Source organism: Agrobacterium sp. LMR679 (genome assembly GCF_027157905.1).
Lineage (GTDB): Bacteria > Pseudomonadota > Alphaproteobacteria > Rhizobiales > Rhizobiaceae > Agrobacterium > Agrobacterium leguminum.
In genome coordinates this window covers 1336730-1353224 of record NZ_JAPVOJ010000001.1, presented here as the reverse complement: position 1 = coordinate 1353224, position 16495 = coordinate 1336730, and the positions used below count along the sequence as shown (strand labels likewise).

Sequence of the window (16495 nt, the reverse complement as noted above, 5' to 3'; positions counted from 1 at the left end):
CTATCTCCTTTCACCCGGAAACAGACGGAAAAGCCATGATTTCTCGCGACAAACACAACCGGATGGCAAATGCGATCCGATTTCTTGCCATGGATGCAGTGGAGAAGGCCAATTCCGGCCATCCCGGTCTGCCGATGGGCGCCGCCGATGTCGCCACCGTTCTCTTCACCCGTTACCTGAAATTCGATCCCAAGGCTCCGCTCTGGGCGGATCGTGACCGCTTCGTGCTGTCGGCAGGTCATGGCTCGATGCTTCTTTACTCGCTGCTCTATCTGACGGGCTACGAGGACATGACGATCGACGAGATCAAGCGTTTCCGTCAGTTCGGTTCCAAGACCGCCGGCCACCCCGAATATGGCCATGCGACCGGCATCGAAACCACCACCGGCCCGCTCGGCCAGGGCATCGCCAACGCCGTCGGCATGGCGATTGCAGAACGCAAGCTGGAAGAGGAATTCGGCTCCGACCTGCAGAGCCACTTCACCTACGTGCTGTGCGGCGACGGCTGCCTCATGGAAGGCATCAGCCACGAAGCCATCGCGCTTGCCGGCCACCTGAAGCTCAACAAGCTCGTTCTGTTCTGGGATGACAACAACATCACTATCGACGGCGAAGTCGGCCTTTCCGACAGCACCGACCAGATCGCCCGCTTCCAGGCCGTTCACTGGAACACCATCCGCGTCGATGGCCACGATCCGGACGCGATTGCCGCCGCCATCGAAGCCGCGCAGAAATCCGACCGCCCGACCTTCATCGCCTGCAAGACCGTCATCGGCTTCGGCGCGCCCAACAAGCAGGGCACCCACAAGGTTCACGGCAACCCGCTCGGCGCCGAAGAAATCGCCGCCACCCGCAAGCACCTGAACTGGGAAGCGGAAGCCTTCGTTGTTCCGGAAGACGTGCTGGATGCATGGCGTCTTGCCGGCCTGCGCTCCACCAAGACCCGCCAGGACTGGGAAGCCCGCCTTGAAGCCGCTGAAGCCGGCAAGAAAGCCGAATTCAAGCGCCGCTTCGCCGGCGACCTGCCCGGCAACTTCAACAGCGCCATCGATGCCTTCAAGAAGAAGATCATCGAGAACAACCCGACGGTCGCCACCCGCAAGGCCTCGGAAGATTCGCTCGAAGTCATCAACGGCGTCCTGCCGGAGATGGTCGGCGGTTCGGCTGACCTGACGCCATCCAACAACACCAAGACCAGCCAGATGAAGTCCATCACGCCGACGGATTTCTCCGGCCGTTACCTGCATTACGGCATCCGCGAGCACGGCATGGCGGCGGCGATGAACGGCATCGCGCTCCATGGCGGTCTCATCCCGTATGCCGGCGGCTTCCTGATCTTCTCGGATTATTGCCGTCCGTCGATCCGCCTTGCCGCACTCATGGGCATCCGTGTCGTCCACGTTCTGACGCATGATTCCATCGGCGTCGGCGAAGACGGCCCGACCCACCAGCCGGTGGAGCAGATCGCAGCCCTGCGCGCCATTCCGAACCTCCTCGTCTTCCGCCCGGCGGATGAAACCGAGACGGCGGAATGCTGGCAGCTGGCTCTCGAGCAGAAGCATCGTCCTTCCGCGCTGGCACTCACCCGCCAGAACCTTGCGCCCTCGCGCAAGGAATATGAAGAGAAGAACCTGTCTGCTTACGGCGCTTACGAACTCGTCTCCGCCAGCGACGCCAAGGTTTCGATCTTCGCATCCGGTTCGGAAGTCGAAGTGGCGCTGAAGGCCGCCGCAACGTTGAAGGACAACGGCGTTTCCGTCCGTGTCGTTTCCGTTCCCTGCTTCGAGCTTTTCAAGGAACAGCCGGAAACCTATCGCAACGCCATCATCGGCAAGGCTCCGGTCAGAATAGCGGTCGAAGCCGCCATCCGCCAAGGCTGGGATTATTTCATCGGTAACGATGGCGCTTTCGTCGGCATGCACTCCTTTGGAGCGTCCGCGCCGGCGAAAGATCTCTTCAAGCACTTCGGCATCACGGCGGAAGCCGTCGTCGCCGCAGTCGAGGCAAAACTTGCGTGAGGGCTTCCCAGGCCCTCACCATTCAGCAAAGACCACGCCCATTCTTGTTCGGGAGACTGTAAATGACTGTAAAAGTTGCCATTAACGGCTTCGGCCGCATCGGCCGCAACGTCCTGCGCGCCATCGTCGAATCCGGCCGCACCGATATCGAAGTCGTTGCCATCAACGACCTCGGCCCGGTTGAAACCAACGCGCACCTGCTGCGCTACGATTCGATCCACGGCAAGTTCCCGGCCGATGTGAAGGTCGAAGGCGACACGATCATCGTTGGCGGCGGCAAGCCGATCAAGGTTACGGCCGTTCGCGATCCGGCAACGCTGCCGCACAAGGAACTCGGCGTCGACATCGCGCTCGAATGCACGGGCATCTTCACCGCCCGCGACAAGGCTGCCGCTCACCTGACGGCCGGCGCAAAGCGCGTCATCGTTTCGGCTCCGGCTGACGGCGCAGACCTCACGGTCGTTTTCGGCGTCAATGACGACCAGCTGACGAAGGACCATCTGGTCATTTCCAACGCGTCCTGCACCACCAACTGCCTCGTGCCGGTCGTGAAGGTTCTCGATGACGTCGTTGGCATCGACCATGGCTTCATGACCACGATCCACTCCTACACGGGCGACCAGCCGACGCTGGACACCATGCACAAGGATCTGTACCGCGCCCGCGCCGCAGCCCTTTCCATGATCCCGACCTCGACGGGCGCCGCCAAGGCCGTTGGCCTCGTTCTGCCGCACCTCAAGGGCAAGCTGGACGGCACGTCGATCCGCGTTCCGACCCCGAATGTTTCGGTCGTCGACTTCAAGTTCCTCGCCAAGCGCGACACGACGGTTGAGGAAATCAACGAGGCGATCAAGTCTGCCGCGAATGGCAAGCTCAAGGGCATTCTCGGCTATACCGACGAGCCGCTGGTTTCCCGCGACTTCAACCACGACAGCCATTCCTCGATCTTCGCGATCGACCAGACCAAGGTCTTGGAAGGCAAGTTCGTACGCATCCTGTCCTGGTACGACAACGAGTGGGGCTTCTCCAACCGCATGTCGGACACGGCCGTCGCCTTCGCGAAGACCATCTAAGCGGAATTACGCCAATCAAAGAGCCGGCAGGAGCAATCCTGCCGGCTTTTTATTTATAAAAAATGCCGACGGGAACGAGGAAACCCGTCGGCGTCGATCCGGAAGCAAGGCGGGGCGCTTCGGATCGAAAACATCGCTGGGGGCAAGGGGGACCAACCCACTGCCAGCCTGCCGGCCCAACCGTTACCTTCTGTTGTTGATGATGATTGGATCGCGCGAGCCGGCATTGCTCCAGATCGTGTCGAAAGTCTGCTGCCTCAACTCACTTTGCTGCATGGAAAGCTTCATCATGCAGTCGGCGGCATCTCGCGAGCCTTCGGGATAACCGAACGACCGGCAGCGCTCGCGTTGCGCCGCCATGTTTTCAGCTGTCTGTTCCGTGCTGGAGCAGCCAGAAACAATCGCGCCCGCCGCCAATACTATAATAAGTCCAGTAATATTTATCTGTTTCATCCGATCGCTCCGGTAATATTGAAAAGCAATTCGGACGAAAGAACTAACGCAGCTGCATTGTCTCTATGTTACGTTGAAACGCTGAAAAAGGAATTGTTTCTGCGGGAGTATCTGCCGCTCTCCTTGCCATCCGTTTTTTTGCCCGCGAGCCGGAAAAATTCCCATTTCCTGCCTTTGTCTGGTCCACTTTGGGACGGACAAGAAACATAGGGATAACGGTCGTGCGCAATGCACTTCGGCCCTGCCGTATCATTCGATACACCCCGCCTTGCGTCGCCTTTCAACGCCACCCGAAACAGCGCTGACAGACCGCAACCCGTGGCGCATTGACTGCAGACGCGCAGAGCATTCATTGCGCCACGGACTGCGGTCCATCAACGCGGTTTGAATGAGGCGGTGGACGTGGAATCATTTTATCTTCTGTTGCTGGTCGCAACCGTTCTCGTTCTCGTCGCCGCCTTTTCCAGCCTCATCGCCTTCCGCTTCGGCGCGCCACTCCTCCTGCTTTTCCTGATGATCGGCCTTGTGGCTGGTGTGGATGGCCTCGGCATCGAATTCACCAATAATCCGCTGGCCTATATGCTCGGCTCGCTGGTGCTTGCCGTTATCCTCTTCGATTCCGGCTTCGGCACATCCATCCAGTCCTTCCGGCTTTCGGCGGCACCCGCCGTCGCTCTCGCTACAGTCGGCGTCATCCTCACATCCGTCTTTTTTGCAGGCGCGGCGGCTCTGCTACTCGGGCTTTCCTGGCTGGAAGGCCTGCTGCTTGGTGCCATCGTCGCCTCCACGGATGCGGCAGCCGTGTTCTTCCTGCTGCGAATCGGCGGCATCCATATCCGCGATCAGGTGCGTTCGACGCTGGAAGTGGAATCCGGCACCAACGATCCGATGGCGATCTTCCTCACCATCGCCCTGGTCGAAATCATCGCCAAGGGCCAGGGGCTGGCCGGCATCGACAGCGGCTTTCTGCTGCTTTTCATTGAGCAGATGGGGCTTGGCGTGATTTTCGGCCTGCTCGGCGGCGTCATGATTGCCACCGTCGTCAATCGGTTCGCCGCCGACCGCGGGCTTGCGCCTATCTTCGTGCTGGCGCTGGCGCTGCTGGTCTTTTCCTTCACCGGCACAATTGGCGGCAGCGGTTTTCTGGCGGTCTATGTGGCTGGCATCGTCGCCGGCAACCGCCGGATCTTCGCCAAGGAAACCATCCGCCGTTTCCATGAGGGCCTGACCTGGCTTGCCCAGATCATCATGTTCCTGATGCTCGGCCTGCTCGCCACCCCGTCGCAATTTCCGGCAATCGCCATTCCCGCCGTGCTGCTCGCGCTTTTCCTGATCTTCGTCGCCCGCCCGCTTGCCGTGTGGCTCAGCCTGATGCCCTTCAACTATACCCAGCAGGAAACCTCCTTCGTCGCCTGGGTAGGCCTGCGCGGCGCGGTTTCCATCCTGCTCGCCATCATGCCCATTCTCGGCGGGCTTGACGATGCGCAGGTCTATTTCAACGCCGCCTTCATCATCGTGCTGGTGTCACTCCTCGTGCAGGGCTGGACCATCAAGCCGGTGGCGACACGGCTCGGGCTGATCGTGCCGCCGCGCATGGGCGAAGTCGACAAGCTGGAGGTGGACCTTCCCGGCACCGCCAATCATGAGCTGATCTCCTACCGGGTCGCGAAAGGCAGCGCCATCATGCAGGGCGAGCGCATTCCGCGCTGGGCCATGCCTTCGCTGGTGGTGCGCGACGGCAAATCGATCCGCTACCAGTATGCCGGACGGTTGCGGGAGAACGATCTCGTCTACCTCTTCATCGCACCCGGCTATTCCCGCCTGATCGACCGGCTTTTCGCCAGCGCCCTGCCGGTTGCCGATGACGACGCCGATTTCTTCGGCACCTTCGCGATCTCGCCCGCCCGTCCGGCGAAGGAACTGGACGCAGCCTATGGTCCCGGCCTGCTTTCGCCCGCCGAACAGGCGATGAGCGTCGCGGAACTCATCGAAGCGCGCCTTGCCGGAAAGGCCGACTATGCCGACCGCGTGCGCCTCGGCTCCATCGTGCTGATCGTCCGCACATTGGACGAACACGAGGCGATAACGGGTGTGGGCATCTCCCTCGAACCGGTGGAACCGGCGACCAGCCTGCCGATCTTCATCAGCTTTTCGGAAATCCTCAACCGTGTACGCAACCATCTGGCAGAGAAGCGCCAGCCATACTCCGCCAGCGTTGAAGAAAGCGCCCCCGCCGCTCCGAATACAGTGAGAGAAAATGAGGCGTGACCCGCTTGCGTCGTCAATCAGGCATAGTATGGTCCGTGCCGAACTCGCAACAAATCAGGATCGATCTATGCCCGCTTTCAAGACCCTCGACGACCTCAACGACATTGCCGGAAAGCGCGTTCTCGTCCGCGTTGATCTCAACGTGCCGGTCGCGGATGGCAAGGTAACGGACGCAACCCGTATCGAACGCGTTGCGCCGACCATTCTGGTACTGTCCTCCAAGGGCGCGAAAGTCATTCTGCTTGCCCATTTCGGCCGTCCTAAGGGCGAACCGGTGGCCGATATGTCGCTTTCCCAGATCGTGCCTGCCGTCGAGAAAGTATTGGATCATGCCGTTTCCTTCGCAGCCGACTGCATCGGCGCACCTGCGGCGGATGCAGTCGCGAAACTGAACGATGGCGATATCCTGCTTCTGGAAAACACCCGTTTCCACAAAGGCGAGGAAAAGAACGATCCGGCCTTCGTCGAAGCTCTGGCAGCCAATGGCGATATCTATGTGAACGACGCCTTCTCCGCCGCCCACCGCGCCCACGCTTCCACCGAAGGCCTTGCACGCCACCTGCCGGCCTATGCCGGCCGCACCATGCAGGCCGAGCTTGAGGCCCTGGAAAAGGGCCTCGGCCAGCCAGTCCGTCCGGTCGTCGCCATCGTCGGCGGCGCCAAGGTTTCGAGCAAGATCGATCTGCTGATGAACCTCGTCAAGAAGGTCGATGCCCTCGTCATCGGCGGCGGCATGGCCAACACCTTCCTCGCCGCCCGCGGCGCGCAGGTCGGCAAATCGCTTTGCGAGCATGATCTCGCCGAGACCGCAAAGCAGATCATGATCGAGGCCGCAACATCCGGCTGCGCCATCGTGCTGCCGGAGGACGGCGTCGTCGCCCGCGAATTCAAGGCCGGTGCCGCCAATGAAATCGTCGACATCAACGCCATTCCCACGGATGCCATGGTTCTCGATGTCGGTCCAAAATCGGTTGAAAGCATCAAGGCCTGGATTTCCCGCGCCGAAACGCTGGTCTGGAACGGCCCGCTCGGCGCCTTCGAAATCGAACCCTTCGACGCGGCGACCGTGGCTGCCGCAAAACACGCGGCGGAATGCACCAAGGCCGGCAAGCTCGTCTCCGTCGCCGGCGGCGGCGATACCGTTGCCGCCCTCAACCACGCCGGCGTTTCCGAGGATTTCTCCTATGTTTCGACGGCCGGCGGCGCCTTCCTCGAATGGATGGAAGGCAAGGAACTGCCGGGCGTTGCCATCCTGACCGCCGCCAAGTAAACTCACCTTACTTGCCTGACACAAGGCCGGACAAGCCATGCTTGTCCGGCCTTGCTTTTTGGTAAGCGGCACCGGGAGGAAAAGTTTCAAACGATTGAAATCATTTCAATCGTTTCAATGAGTTAGCGTGCCATTTCCCTGCCCTGGAACTTCTGTTATCGGAAATTTATTGTGCCTTGGGAGAATAGCAAATGACCGAACGTCTCGAAGACATCGCAATCAAAATGGTCGCCGACGGCAAGGGCCTGCTCGCCGCCGACGAATCCACGGGAACGATCAAAAAGCGTTTCGACAGCATCAATCTGGAGTCCACCGAGACCGCCCGCCGCGATTATCGCGAGATGCTGTTCCGTTCCGACGACGCCATGAAGAAATACATCTCCGGCGTCATCCTTTATGAAGAGACCCTGTTCCAGAAGGCCGCCGACGGCACGCCTTTCGTGGATATCATCAAGGCGGCCGGCAGCCTGCCGGGCATCAAGGTGGATATCGGCGCCAAGCCGATGGCTTTCCACCCGCATGAATTCATCACCGAAGGCCTCGACGGTCTTTACGAGCGTCTGCGCAAGTACCATGAGGCCGGCGCGCGTTTCGCCAAGTGGCGCGGCGTCATCACCATCGGTGAGCAGCGTCCGAGCTGGGGTTCGATCAAGGCAAACTCCCAGTCGCTCGCCCGTTACGCCGCCCTCTGCCAGCAGGCGGATATCGTGCCGATCGTGGAACCCGAAGTGCTGATGGACGGCGAGCCGGGCACGCATGACATCGACCGCTGTGCGGAAGTCACGCAATGGGTTCTCCAGACCGTCTTCGCGGACCTGTTCGACGCCCGCGTGAACCTTGAAGGCATGATCCTCAAGCCGAACATGATCATCGACGGCAAGAAGGCCCGCAAGGCTTCCGTCGAGGAAGTGGCGGAAAAGACCGTGAAGGTTCTGAAGGCGACCGTGCCTTCCGCCGTTCCGGGCATCGCCTTCCTTTCCGGCGGCCAGTCCTCCGAAGAGGCGACGGCGCATCTCTCCGCCATGAATGCCGGTTACGACCTGCCCTGGTCTCTGACCTATTCCTACGGCCGCGCGCTTCAGGATACGGCCCTCAAGACATGGGGCGGCAAGCAGGAAAATGTCGCCGCCGGCCAGCGCGCCTTCACGCACCGCGCCGCGATGAACAGCCTCGCCGCCAAGGGCAACTGGAAGCAGGAACTCGAAAAGGCAGCCTGAGGCTGACAGAGAACATCCGATAAACAGCAGCCGCCCCAACGGGCGGCTGCTGCGTTTGATAAAGCAAGATCATCCATATTCCGTCACCCGGACCCAATCTTCTTTCATTTTACCTGACTGATAATTCTCAACCGTTTTGATTGTGCATCGCTACCTGCGTGGAAGCATGCCCACCATGGGCAGCCTTATCCGCTCAAGTCATGCGACCTGGCGACTTTATGACCGTCATTGCCGCAATAGACAGCGGATGCCCTCCCCGACTTTCTCCAGCGCATAACGCCAGACCACCCGGATCGCCCGGCATCACAAGCGCTTTCATCTCGACGGGCTCTCGAAAAGCCCCAAGAATTGCTGCGCGCTCGTTACATCACAGATAAATTTCAATCAATTATAGTATGATCCACTATGTGGACCTATAAACATGCGATGAAAACCACGCAATACTGCATTTATACAGTTGATTTCGGCACTTTTCCTGTGTATCCCGAATGCATAGTTTTTTAACGGTCCATATTGTGGAGGCAATATACCGCTAGTTTCAGGCTTTTGGAGGGGTCTGGCCGGTCTGGCAATGACAGATATATCCTGATGCGTCAGTCATGATATTGGCCTGGACGCGGATAATCCTCTTTGTCTGCCGCAGTCCGTTGCGAAGGTTGTTCTGTGGGAGAGGAGGCCCCGATGACCATGACCGCAAACGCGAATGACGACGTATTTGTACTCGACGGAGAGCTGTTGCATACGGGGCCGGTAACAGGCTCGTGGTTCATGCGACCCGTCGAGGCCGTGGCGGCGGTGCTGCTGGCGGTGATGATCGGCCTGCTTCTGCTGGGCGTGACATCGCGTTATGCCCTGCATTTGCCAATCGTCTGGATCGATGAAACGGCGTCGTTGAGCTTCCTGTGGTTTGCCATGCTGGGTGCGGCAATTGCCATCGATCGCAGCGAACACCTGCGACTGACGCTGTTTCTCAACATGTTTCCGCAGCGCATTCTGGGCTATGTCAACTCGCTCGCGCTCGTGCTGGTAGCGACATTTCTTGCGGCGATTATCAAGCCGGCGATAGAATATGCCATCGAGGAATGGGTCGTCACCTCGGCAGCGCTGAATATTCCAATGTCCTTCCGCGCCGCGGCCTTGCCGGTTGGCGCCTGTCTGATGCTGCTGCTGGTCCTCAACAATCTCTTCCGCAGGGAAAATCTGCGGGACATCATCGCAGCCGTTGTCACCGTCGCGGTCGCCTCCGGCCTGTTCTATCTGGCATCGCCGACGCTCGAAACTTTCGGCAATTTCAATCTGGCAATCTTCCTCGGCCTGTTCGTGGCGGTGTTTCTGGTGCTGGGCGTACCGATCGCCTTCTGTTTTGGTCTTGGAACTCTCGCCTACCTGACCTTTACCACCTGGGTTCCGACCATCGTGATGATCGGGCGCATTGACGAGGGCATGTCGGGCATCATTCTGCTGTCGGTTCCGGTTTTCGTGCTGCTGGGCTGTGTGCTCGATGCCACCGGCATGGGCAAGGCGATTGTCGAGCTGCTATCCTCGATGTTCGGCCATATTCGCGCCGGCATGTCCTATGTGCTGCTCGGCTCGCTGTTTCTGGTCTCGGGCATTTCCGGCTCCAAGGTTTCGGATATGGCGACGGTTGCACCGGCGCTGTTTCCGGAAATGAAGCGCCGTGGCCACAAGCCCAAGGAAATGATTGCGCTGCTCGCCACCGGCGCCGCCATGGCCGATACGGTTCCGCCCTCCATCGTGCTGATCGTTCTCGGTTCGGCGGCGGGTGTGTCGATTGCCGGTCTGTTCACGTCCGGCTTCATGATCGCCATGGTGCTGCTTCTGGTACTGGCCGTTCTGGCCCGCTGGAAGGCGCGGCATGAAAACATGGAAGGCGCAAAACGCACCCCGTGGCCGCTGGTCGGCAAGGCGGCCCTGGTTGCAGCACCTGCACTGGTTCTGCCCTTCCTCATCCGCAGTCTGGTCGGCGGCGGCGTGGCGACGGCAACCGAGGTTTCCACCATCGCTGTGCTCTATGCGATGATTATCGGTGCGGTGCTTTATGGCGGCATCAGCCTCAAAAAGCTCTATTCCATGCTGGTGGAGACGGCCGCCCTTTCCGGGGCGATCCTGCTGATCCTCGGCTGCGCCTCGGCCATGGCCTGGGGGCTGACGCAGAGCGGCTTTGCTTTCCAGTTGACCGCGATGATCACCGATCTGCCGGGCGGCTGGATGACCTATATGGTCGTATCGATCCTGATTTTCATGATCCTCGGCTGCGTGCTGGAAGGCCTGCCGGCAATCGTATTGCTCGCACCGATCATGTTCCCCATTGCCCGCACGCTTGGCATCAACGACATCCATTATTCGATGGTGGTCGTGGTCGCCATGAATATCGGCCTGATGGCGCCGCCCATAGGCATCGGTTTCTATATCGCCTGCAAGATAGGCAATGTTTCGCCTGATGAGGCCATGGGCGCCATCTGGCCCTATCTCGCAGCCATGGTCATCGGTCTGCTGCTGATTGCGGCAGTTCCGGGCTTCTCGACAATTCTGCTCTAAGACCGTGGCGGGTCCACCCGCCACGCCGATGAATGACACATGCTTTTATTTTGGGAGGAGAAAGCAATGAATATCAACAGACGTACCGTGTTGGCCGGCGCCGGTTCTGCCGTTCTTGCCACCGCTTTTGTGTCGCGCGCCCGCGCTGCGCAATTCAATTATAAATATGCCAACAACCTGCCTGCCGCGCACCCCATGAACATCCGCGCCAAGGAAGCGGCCGACCGTATCGCGAAGGAAACCGACGGCCAGGTGATGATCAACATCTTCCCCAGCAGCCAGTTGGGTGCCGATACCGATGTGTTGAGCCAGGTACGCTCGGGCGGCGTTGAATTCTTTACGCTTTCGCCACTGATCCTGTCGACGTTGGTGCCGAATGCATCCATCAGCGGCATCGGCTTCGCCTTCCCGAACTACGATTCGGTTTGGGCGGCCATGGACGGCGATCTCGGCAAATATGTCCGCGGCGAAATCGCCAAACAGAACCTCGTTGCCATGGACACCATCTGGGATAACGGTTTCCGCCAGATCACCAGCGCTTCGAAGCCCATCGCCACGCCGGCCGATCTCGAAAGCTTCAAGATCCGCGTGCCGGTAAGCCCGCTCTGGACCTCGATGTTCAAGGCCTTCAAGTCGGCCCCAGCCTCGATCAATTTCGCTGAAGTCTACACCGCCTTGCAGACCGGCGTTGTCGATGGCCAGGAAAACCCGCTGGCGATCATTTCCACCGCCAAGCTGTTCGAAGTGCAGAAATTCTGCTCGGTCACCAACCATATGTGGGACGGCTTCTGGTTCCTGGCGAACAAGCGCGCCTGGGAGCGCCTGCCGGATGACCTGCGCGCCATCGTTGCCAAAAACCTCAATCAGGCCGGCAAGGACGAGCGGGCCGATGTGGCGAAGCTCAATGCCTCGGTGAAGGAAGACCTCATTGCCAAGGGCATGACCTTCAACGACACCGACGCCTCACTCTTCCGCGCAACTCTCAAGGAAGCCGGTTTCTATTCCGAATGGAAGGGCAAATATGGCGACGAAGCCTGGGCCATTCTCGAAAAGGCCGTTGGCGCCAGCCTGACCTGATCGGTCCGCTGAATAGCTGGCCCCGCTTTGAGAGCATTTCCAGGAAAAGTAGAAACACTCTAGCGGGGCCGACCCGACTATTTCTGACGATTGTAATGGAGACTGTTTTGACAGGTCGCCTGACGGGAAAACGCGCCATAGTTTTTGGCGCAGGATCATCTGGTCCGGGTTTTGGCAATGGCAAGGCTGCGGCCGTGCAATTTGCCCGCGAAGGCGCACGCGTGGCCTGTGTCGACCTTTCGGCTGACGCGGCCGAGGAAACCGCGCAGATCATTCGCGGCGAAGGTTTCGAGGCGATTGCGGTTGCTGCCGATGTCACGGAACTCGATTCCGTATCTGCCACGGTCGCGCGGACCTGCGAGGTCTTCGGCGGCATCGATATCCTGCACAACAATGTCGGCGTGACCCATATGGGCGGCCCGGTCGAGCTGGATGAGGAACGTTTTCGAGCCTCGGTCGATCTCAATATAGGCTCCGTTTATCGCACCGCCAAGGCGGTACTGCCGGTGATGCTGGCGCAGGGCGGTGGGGCCATCGTCAACATCTCATCGCTCGCCTCCATTCGCTGGACCGGCTATCCCTATTTTGCCTATTACGCCATGAAAGCCGCCGTAAACCAGGCAACGGTGGCGTTGGCCATGCAATATGCCCGCCAGGGCATTCGCGCCAATTGCGTTCTGCCCGGAATGATAGACACGCCGCTGATCTACAAGCAGATCAGCAATCAATATGCCTCCGTCGAGGATATGGTGGCGGCGCGCAATGCCGCAGTCCCGGTCGGCCGCATGGGCGATGCCTTCGATATCGCCCGCGCGGCAGTCTTTCTGGCATCCGATGAAGCCAAGTTCATCACCGGCATCTGCCTGCCGGTCGATGGCGGGCAAAGCTGTGCGGTGGGAGCGTTTTCCTGATATGGCCACGATGATCCCGATGGAAAACGACCTGACAGGCGCACGCGCGGTAGACCGGGCGCTAGGGCTGCTCTCCATGGTGGGGCGTCATGCCGAACGCGGTGTGGCGCTTTCGGTCATCGTCACCGAAAGCGGGCTGAACAAGCCCACGGCCCGCCGCCTGCTGCTGGCGCTGATCCGCGCAGGCCTGGTGGAGCAGGATGAGGAAACGCGGCGTTATTATCTGGGCGAGGAAGCCTATGTGCTCGGCAGCCTGTCATCGCGCCGTTTCGGCTTGCTGCAGATGGCCCAGGACAGTCTGACGCGCATTTCCCGCCGGACAGAGGATTCGAGCTTCCTTTCCGTGCGTCGCGACACGTTCGCATTATGCCTCTATCGCGAAGAAGGCACCTGGCCGGTGCGCACCCACGCGCTTCAGGCCGGTTTCGAGCACCCGCTGGGCATTGGCGCGGGATCGCTCGCCATGCTGGCGGCGCTGCCCGATGCCGAGGTGGAAAGCGTCATTGCCGCCAATAGCGGGCTGATTGCCGCGAACTATCCCGGCATCACGCTGGACGGACTGCGCCGCGATGTCGAATTGACGCGAACCAATGGTTATTCGCTCAATCCGGGTCTGATCCTCTCCAATTCCTGGGGTATCGGTGTCGCCATCCGAACGCCGGATGGCGCAGTGGCGGGGGCGCTAAGCATTGCCGCCGTCGACAGCCGCATGCGGCCGGAGCGCCAGCCGGAACTGGCGGCCCTGCTGCGCGAGGAAGTGACGCGCATCGAGACACGCATTGCGGAAATGATGGCCAGCCGCGCCCGCACGCGCGGCGAAGGCGACGTGAAACGGCAAACAAGGAGAACGAGCAAATGAGCAAAGCGCAGATCGTTGGCTGGGCGCATTCGCCTTTCGGCAAATCGACCCTTGAAAATACTGAGCAACTGATGGCTTCGGTCGTAACACCGGCTATCGAGCACGCGGGTGTCGATGTCGGCGATATCGACGGCATTTTCGTTGGCGTTATGAATAACGGTTTCTCGAAACAGGATTTTCAGGGCGCGCTGGTGGCCATGGGCGATGAGCGCCTCGCCTATACGCCCGCCGTGCGTTTCGAGAATGCCTGCTCGACGGGATCGGCCGCCCTTTACAGCGCCATGGATTTCATCGAGGCCGGGCGTGGACGCATCGCGCTCGTTGTCGGCGCCGAAAAAATGACGGCGCTGCCAACCGCCGAGGTGGGTGAAATCCTGCTATCCGCCTGCTACCGTGCTGAGGAAGCCGATATTTCCGGCGGCTTTGCCGGCCAGTTCGGACGCATAGCACAGGCCTATTTCCAGCGCTATGGCGATCGCTCGGAAGAACTGGCGATGATCGCCGCCAAGAACCACGCCAATGGCGCGGTCAATCCCTATGCCCATATGCGCAAGGATTTCGGCTTCGATTTCTGCAATACGGTATCGGAGAAGAACCCTTATGTCGCTGGCCCCCTGCGCCGCACCGACTGCTCGTTGATTTCCGATGGCGCTGCCGCCATCGTTCTGGCCGACGAGGAAACCGCGGCGACACTCAACCGGGCCATCGGTTTCAGGGGCCGCAAGCATGTCAATGACATTCTGGCGCTCAGCCGCCGCGATCCGCTGGCCTTCGAGGGCGCGCGCCGCGCCTGGGCAGGTTCGCTGGAACTCGCAGGCGCAACGCTCGACGACCTTTCCTTCGTCGAAACTCATGATTGCTTCACCATTGCCGAACTCATTGAATATGAGGCGATGGGATTGGCGAAGCCCGGTGAAGGCCACCGGGTGGTGCGCGAAGGCACGGCTCTGAAAACCGGTCGCCTGCCGATCAACCCCTCCGGCGGGCTGAAATCCAAGGGGCATCCGGTCGGGGCAACCGGGGTCTCCATGCATGTCATGGCGGCGATGCAATTGATGGGTGAAGCGGGCGACATGCAGATCCCCGACGCCTCGCTCGCCGGTGTTTTCAACATGGGGGGAACTGCGGTTGCCAACTATGTCTCGATCATGGAGCGCGTGAAATGACGATACATCCTCCGGGCGGGGTTGCGCCTTCGACCACGCGGGTCATGAATCTTGCGCATTTCCTGACCCAGGCAGCGCGCCGAAACCCCGCCGACATCGGCTTCGTATGGGGTGACAAGACCTGGACATGGGCTGAAATGGACGCCCGCGTCGATGCCATGGCGCTGGCGCTGGTAACCGAATTCGGTGTCCGGAAAGGTGACCGCATTCTGGTGCAGTCTTCCAACAACAACCAGATGTTCGAATCCATGTTCGCCTGCTTCCGCGTGGGCGCGGTGTGGGTGCCGACCAATTATCGCCAGTCGCCCGATGAGGTGGCCTATCTCGCAAAAGCCAGCGGCGCACGCGGCATGATCTGCGCCAGCGCTTTTCCCGAGCATGCAAGGGCCAGCCGGGAGACAACCGCGATCGATTTCACCATCGCCATTGGCACGGCCGAATTCGGCGAGGACTACGATGCCATCGTGGCCCGTCATCTGGGCCAGAAAGTCAAAAGCCAGGCGGTGGATCGGGACGATCCCTGCTGGTTCTTCTTCACCTCCGGCACCACCGGTCGACCCAAGGCGGCGGTACTGACCCATGGCCAGATGGCCTTCGTCATCACCAACCATCTTTGCGATCTGATGCCCGGCACCGGACCGGGCGACGCTTCCATCGTCGTTGCGCCGCTTTCGCATGGCGCGGGCATTCACCAGCTGGTGCAGGTGGCGCATGGGGCAAAAACGGTGCTTCCGGCTGCGGAAAAACTCGATGTGCCTGCGGTGTGGGCGCTGATCGAGAAATGGCGCATCACCAATGCCTTCACCGTGCCGACCATTCTGAAAATGCTGATCGAAGACCCTTCCGTGGATCGTTTCGATCATTCCTCGCTGCGCTACGTCATCTATGCCGGTGCGCCCATGTATCGCGCCGATCAGAAACGGGCGCTTGCCAAGCTCGGCCCGGTGCTGGTGCAATATTTCGGCCTTGGCGAAGTGACCGGCAACATCACCGTGCTGCCGCCCTCCTTCCACGCCGCCGAGGACGGCCCGGAGGCGCGGATCGGCACCTGCGGCTTCGACCGCACCGGCATGGAAGTGCAAATCCAGAACGATGCGGGCGAGGAGCTTCAGGCCGGTGAAACCGGCGAAATCTGCGTGATCGGCCCGGCGGTTTTCGCGGGTTATTACGATAATTCCGACGCCAATGCCAAAGCCTTCCGCAACGGCTGGTTCCGCACCGGCGATCTTGGTCACCGCGATGAGAACGGTTTTGTCTACATCACCGGCCGCGCCTCCGACATGTATATTTCCGGCGGCTCGAACATCTATCCGCGTGAGATTGAGGAGAAAATCCTCATGCACCCGGATATCAGCGAGACAGCGGTTCTGGGCGTGCCGGATGCGGTTTGGGGCGAGGTGGGCGTCGCCGTCTGCGTGGCGCGGGAGGGCGCGGATATCGCCGGCATCGACCTGAAAGCCTATCTCGACGGCAAGATGGCCCGTTACAAGCTGCCGAAAGCCGTTGTGTTCTGGGATGCGATGCCGAAATCCGCCTATGGCAAGATCACCAAGAAGATGATCCGCGAGGAGCTGGAAAAGCGCGGCCAGATGCCCGTTTTCGAGGAAAAACTGACCGGCTGAAG

At 60.3% G+C, this 16495-nt stretch carries 12 protein-coding genes; 11 read left to right on the top strand and 1 reads right to left on the bottom strand.

Annotation, left to right across the window (positions count from 1 at the left end):
• The first annotated feature begins 35 nt into the window (after positions 1 to 35).
• Together tkt and gap are read left to right on the top strand one after the other, a co-directional pair.
• A complete protein-coding gene (gene tkt, locus O3W47_RS06205) occupies positions 36 to 2018 on the top strand; it encodes a transketolase (RefSeq protein WP_080819510.1) in 1983 nt (660 codons plus the stop codon).
• Positions 2019 to 2080: 62 nt separating this feature from the next.
• The gene (gene gap, locus O3W47_RS06200) at positions 2081 to 3091 is read left to right on the top strand and encodes a type I glyceraldehyde-3-phosphate dehydrogenase (protein ID WP_137453644.1); all 1011 of its coding nucleotides are present in this window, start codon (positions 2081 to 2083) and stop codon (positions 3089 to 3091) included.
• Between the two features lie 183 nt (positions 3092 to 3274).
• On the opposite strand, the gene O3W47_RS06195 is transcribed toward gap, so the two are convergent.
• Positions 3275 to 3544 (bottom strand): hypothetical protein, encoded by a 270-nt coding sequence (locus tag O3W47_RS06195; RefSeq protein WP_080819512.1) that lies wholly within the window; start codon positions 3542 to 3544, stop codon positions 3275 to 3277.
• A gap of 402 nt (positions 3545 to 3946) precedes the next feature.
• Here O3W47_RS06195 and O3W47_RS06190 point away from each other — a divergent pair, with 402 nt between their 5' ends.
• From O3W47_RS06190 to O3W47_RS06150, 9 genes are all read left to right on the top strand, one after another.
• Positions 3947 to 5812 (top strand): potassium/proton antiporter, encoded by a 1866-nt coding sequence (locus O3W47_RS06190; protein WP_269313245.1) that lies wholly within the window; start codon positions 3947 to 3949, stop codon positions 5810 to 5812.
• A gap of 67 nt (positions 5813 to 5879) precedes the next feature.
• Positions 5880 to 7082, top strand: coding sequence for a phosphoglycerate kinase (locus tag O3W47_RS06185; protein WP_269313244.1), 1203 nt, complete (start codon positions 5880 to 5882; stop codon positions 7080 to 7082).
• A 191-nt stretch (positions 7083 to 7273) separates the two neighbouring features.
• Positions 7274 to 8299 (top strand): class I fructose-bisphosphate aldolase, encoded by a 1026-nt coding sequence (locus O3W47_RS06180; RefSeq protein WP_003523197.1) that lies wholly within the window; start codon positions 7274 to 7276, stop codon positions 8297 to 8299.
• Between the two features lie 681 nt (positions 8300 to 8980).
• Complete coding sequence (locus O3W47_RS06175) at positions 8981 to 10858, top strand: TRAP transporter large permease (protein WP_269313243.1); 1878 nt, start codon at positions 8981 to 8983, stop codon at positions 10856 to 10858.
• Positions 10859 to 10924: 66 nt separating this feature from the next.
• Positions 10925 to 11935, top strand: coding sequence for a TRAP transporter substrate-binding protein (locus O3W47_RS06170; RefSeq protein WP_059755806.1), 1011 nt, complete (start codon positions 10925 to 10927; stop codon positions 11933 to 11935).
• A gap of 107 nt (positions 11936 to 12042) precedes the next feature.
• On the top strand, positions 12043 to 12846 hold the full coding sequence (locus O3W47_RS06165) for an SDR family NAD(P)-dependent oxidoreductase (RefSeq protein ID WP_170985920.1): 804 nt from the start codon (positions 12043 to 12045) through the stop codon (positions 12844 to 12846).
• Position 12847: 1 nt separating this feature from the next.
• Positions 12848 to 13705 (top strand): IclR family transcriptional regulator, encoded by an 858-nt coding sequence (locus O3W47_RS06160; RefSeq protein ID WP_269313242.1) that lies wholly within the window; start codon positions 12848 to 12850, stop codon positions 13703 to 13705.
• Positions 13702 to 14871 carry an acetyl-CoA acetyltransferase gene (locus O3W47_RS06155; protein ID WP_269313241.1) on the top strand — a complete coding sequence of 390 codons (1170 nt, stop codon included), beginning with the start codon at positions 13702 to 13704 and terminating at the stop codon, positions 14869 to 14871. The genes O3W47_RS06160 and O3W47_RS06155 overlap by 4 nt, the downstream gene beginning before the upstream one ends.
• Positions 14868 to 16493, top strand: a complete 1626-nt coding sequence (locus tag O3W47_RS06150) for an acyl-CoA synthetase (protein WP_269313240.1) — start codon at positions 14868 to 14870, stop codon at positions 16491 to 16493. Before O3W47_RS06155 ends, O3W47_RS06150 begins: the two co-directional genes overlap by 4 nt.
• Positions 16494 to 16495: the final 2 nt, after the last annotated feature.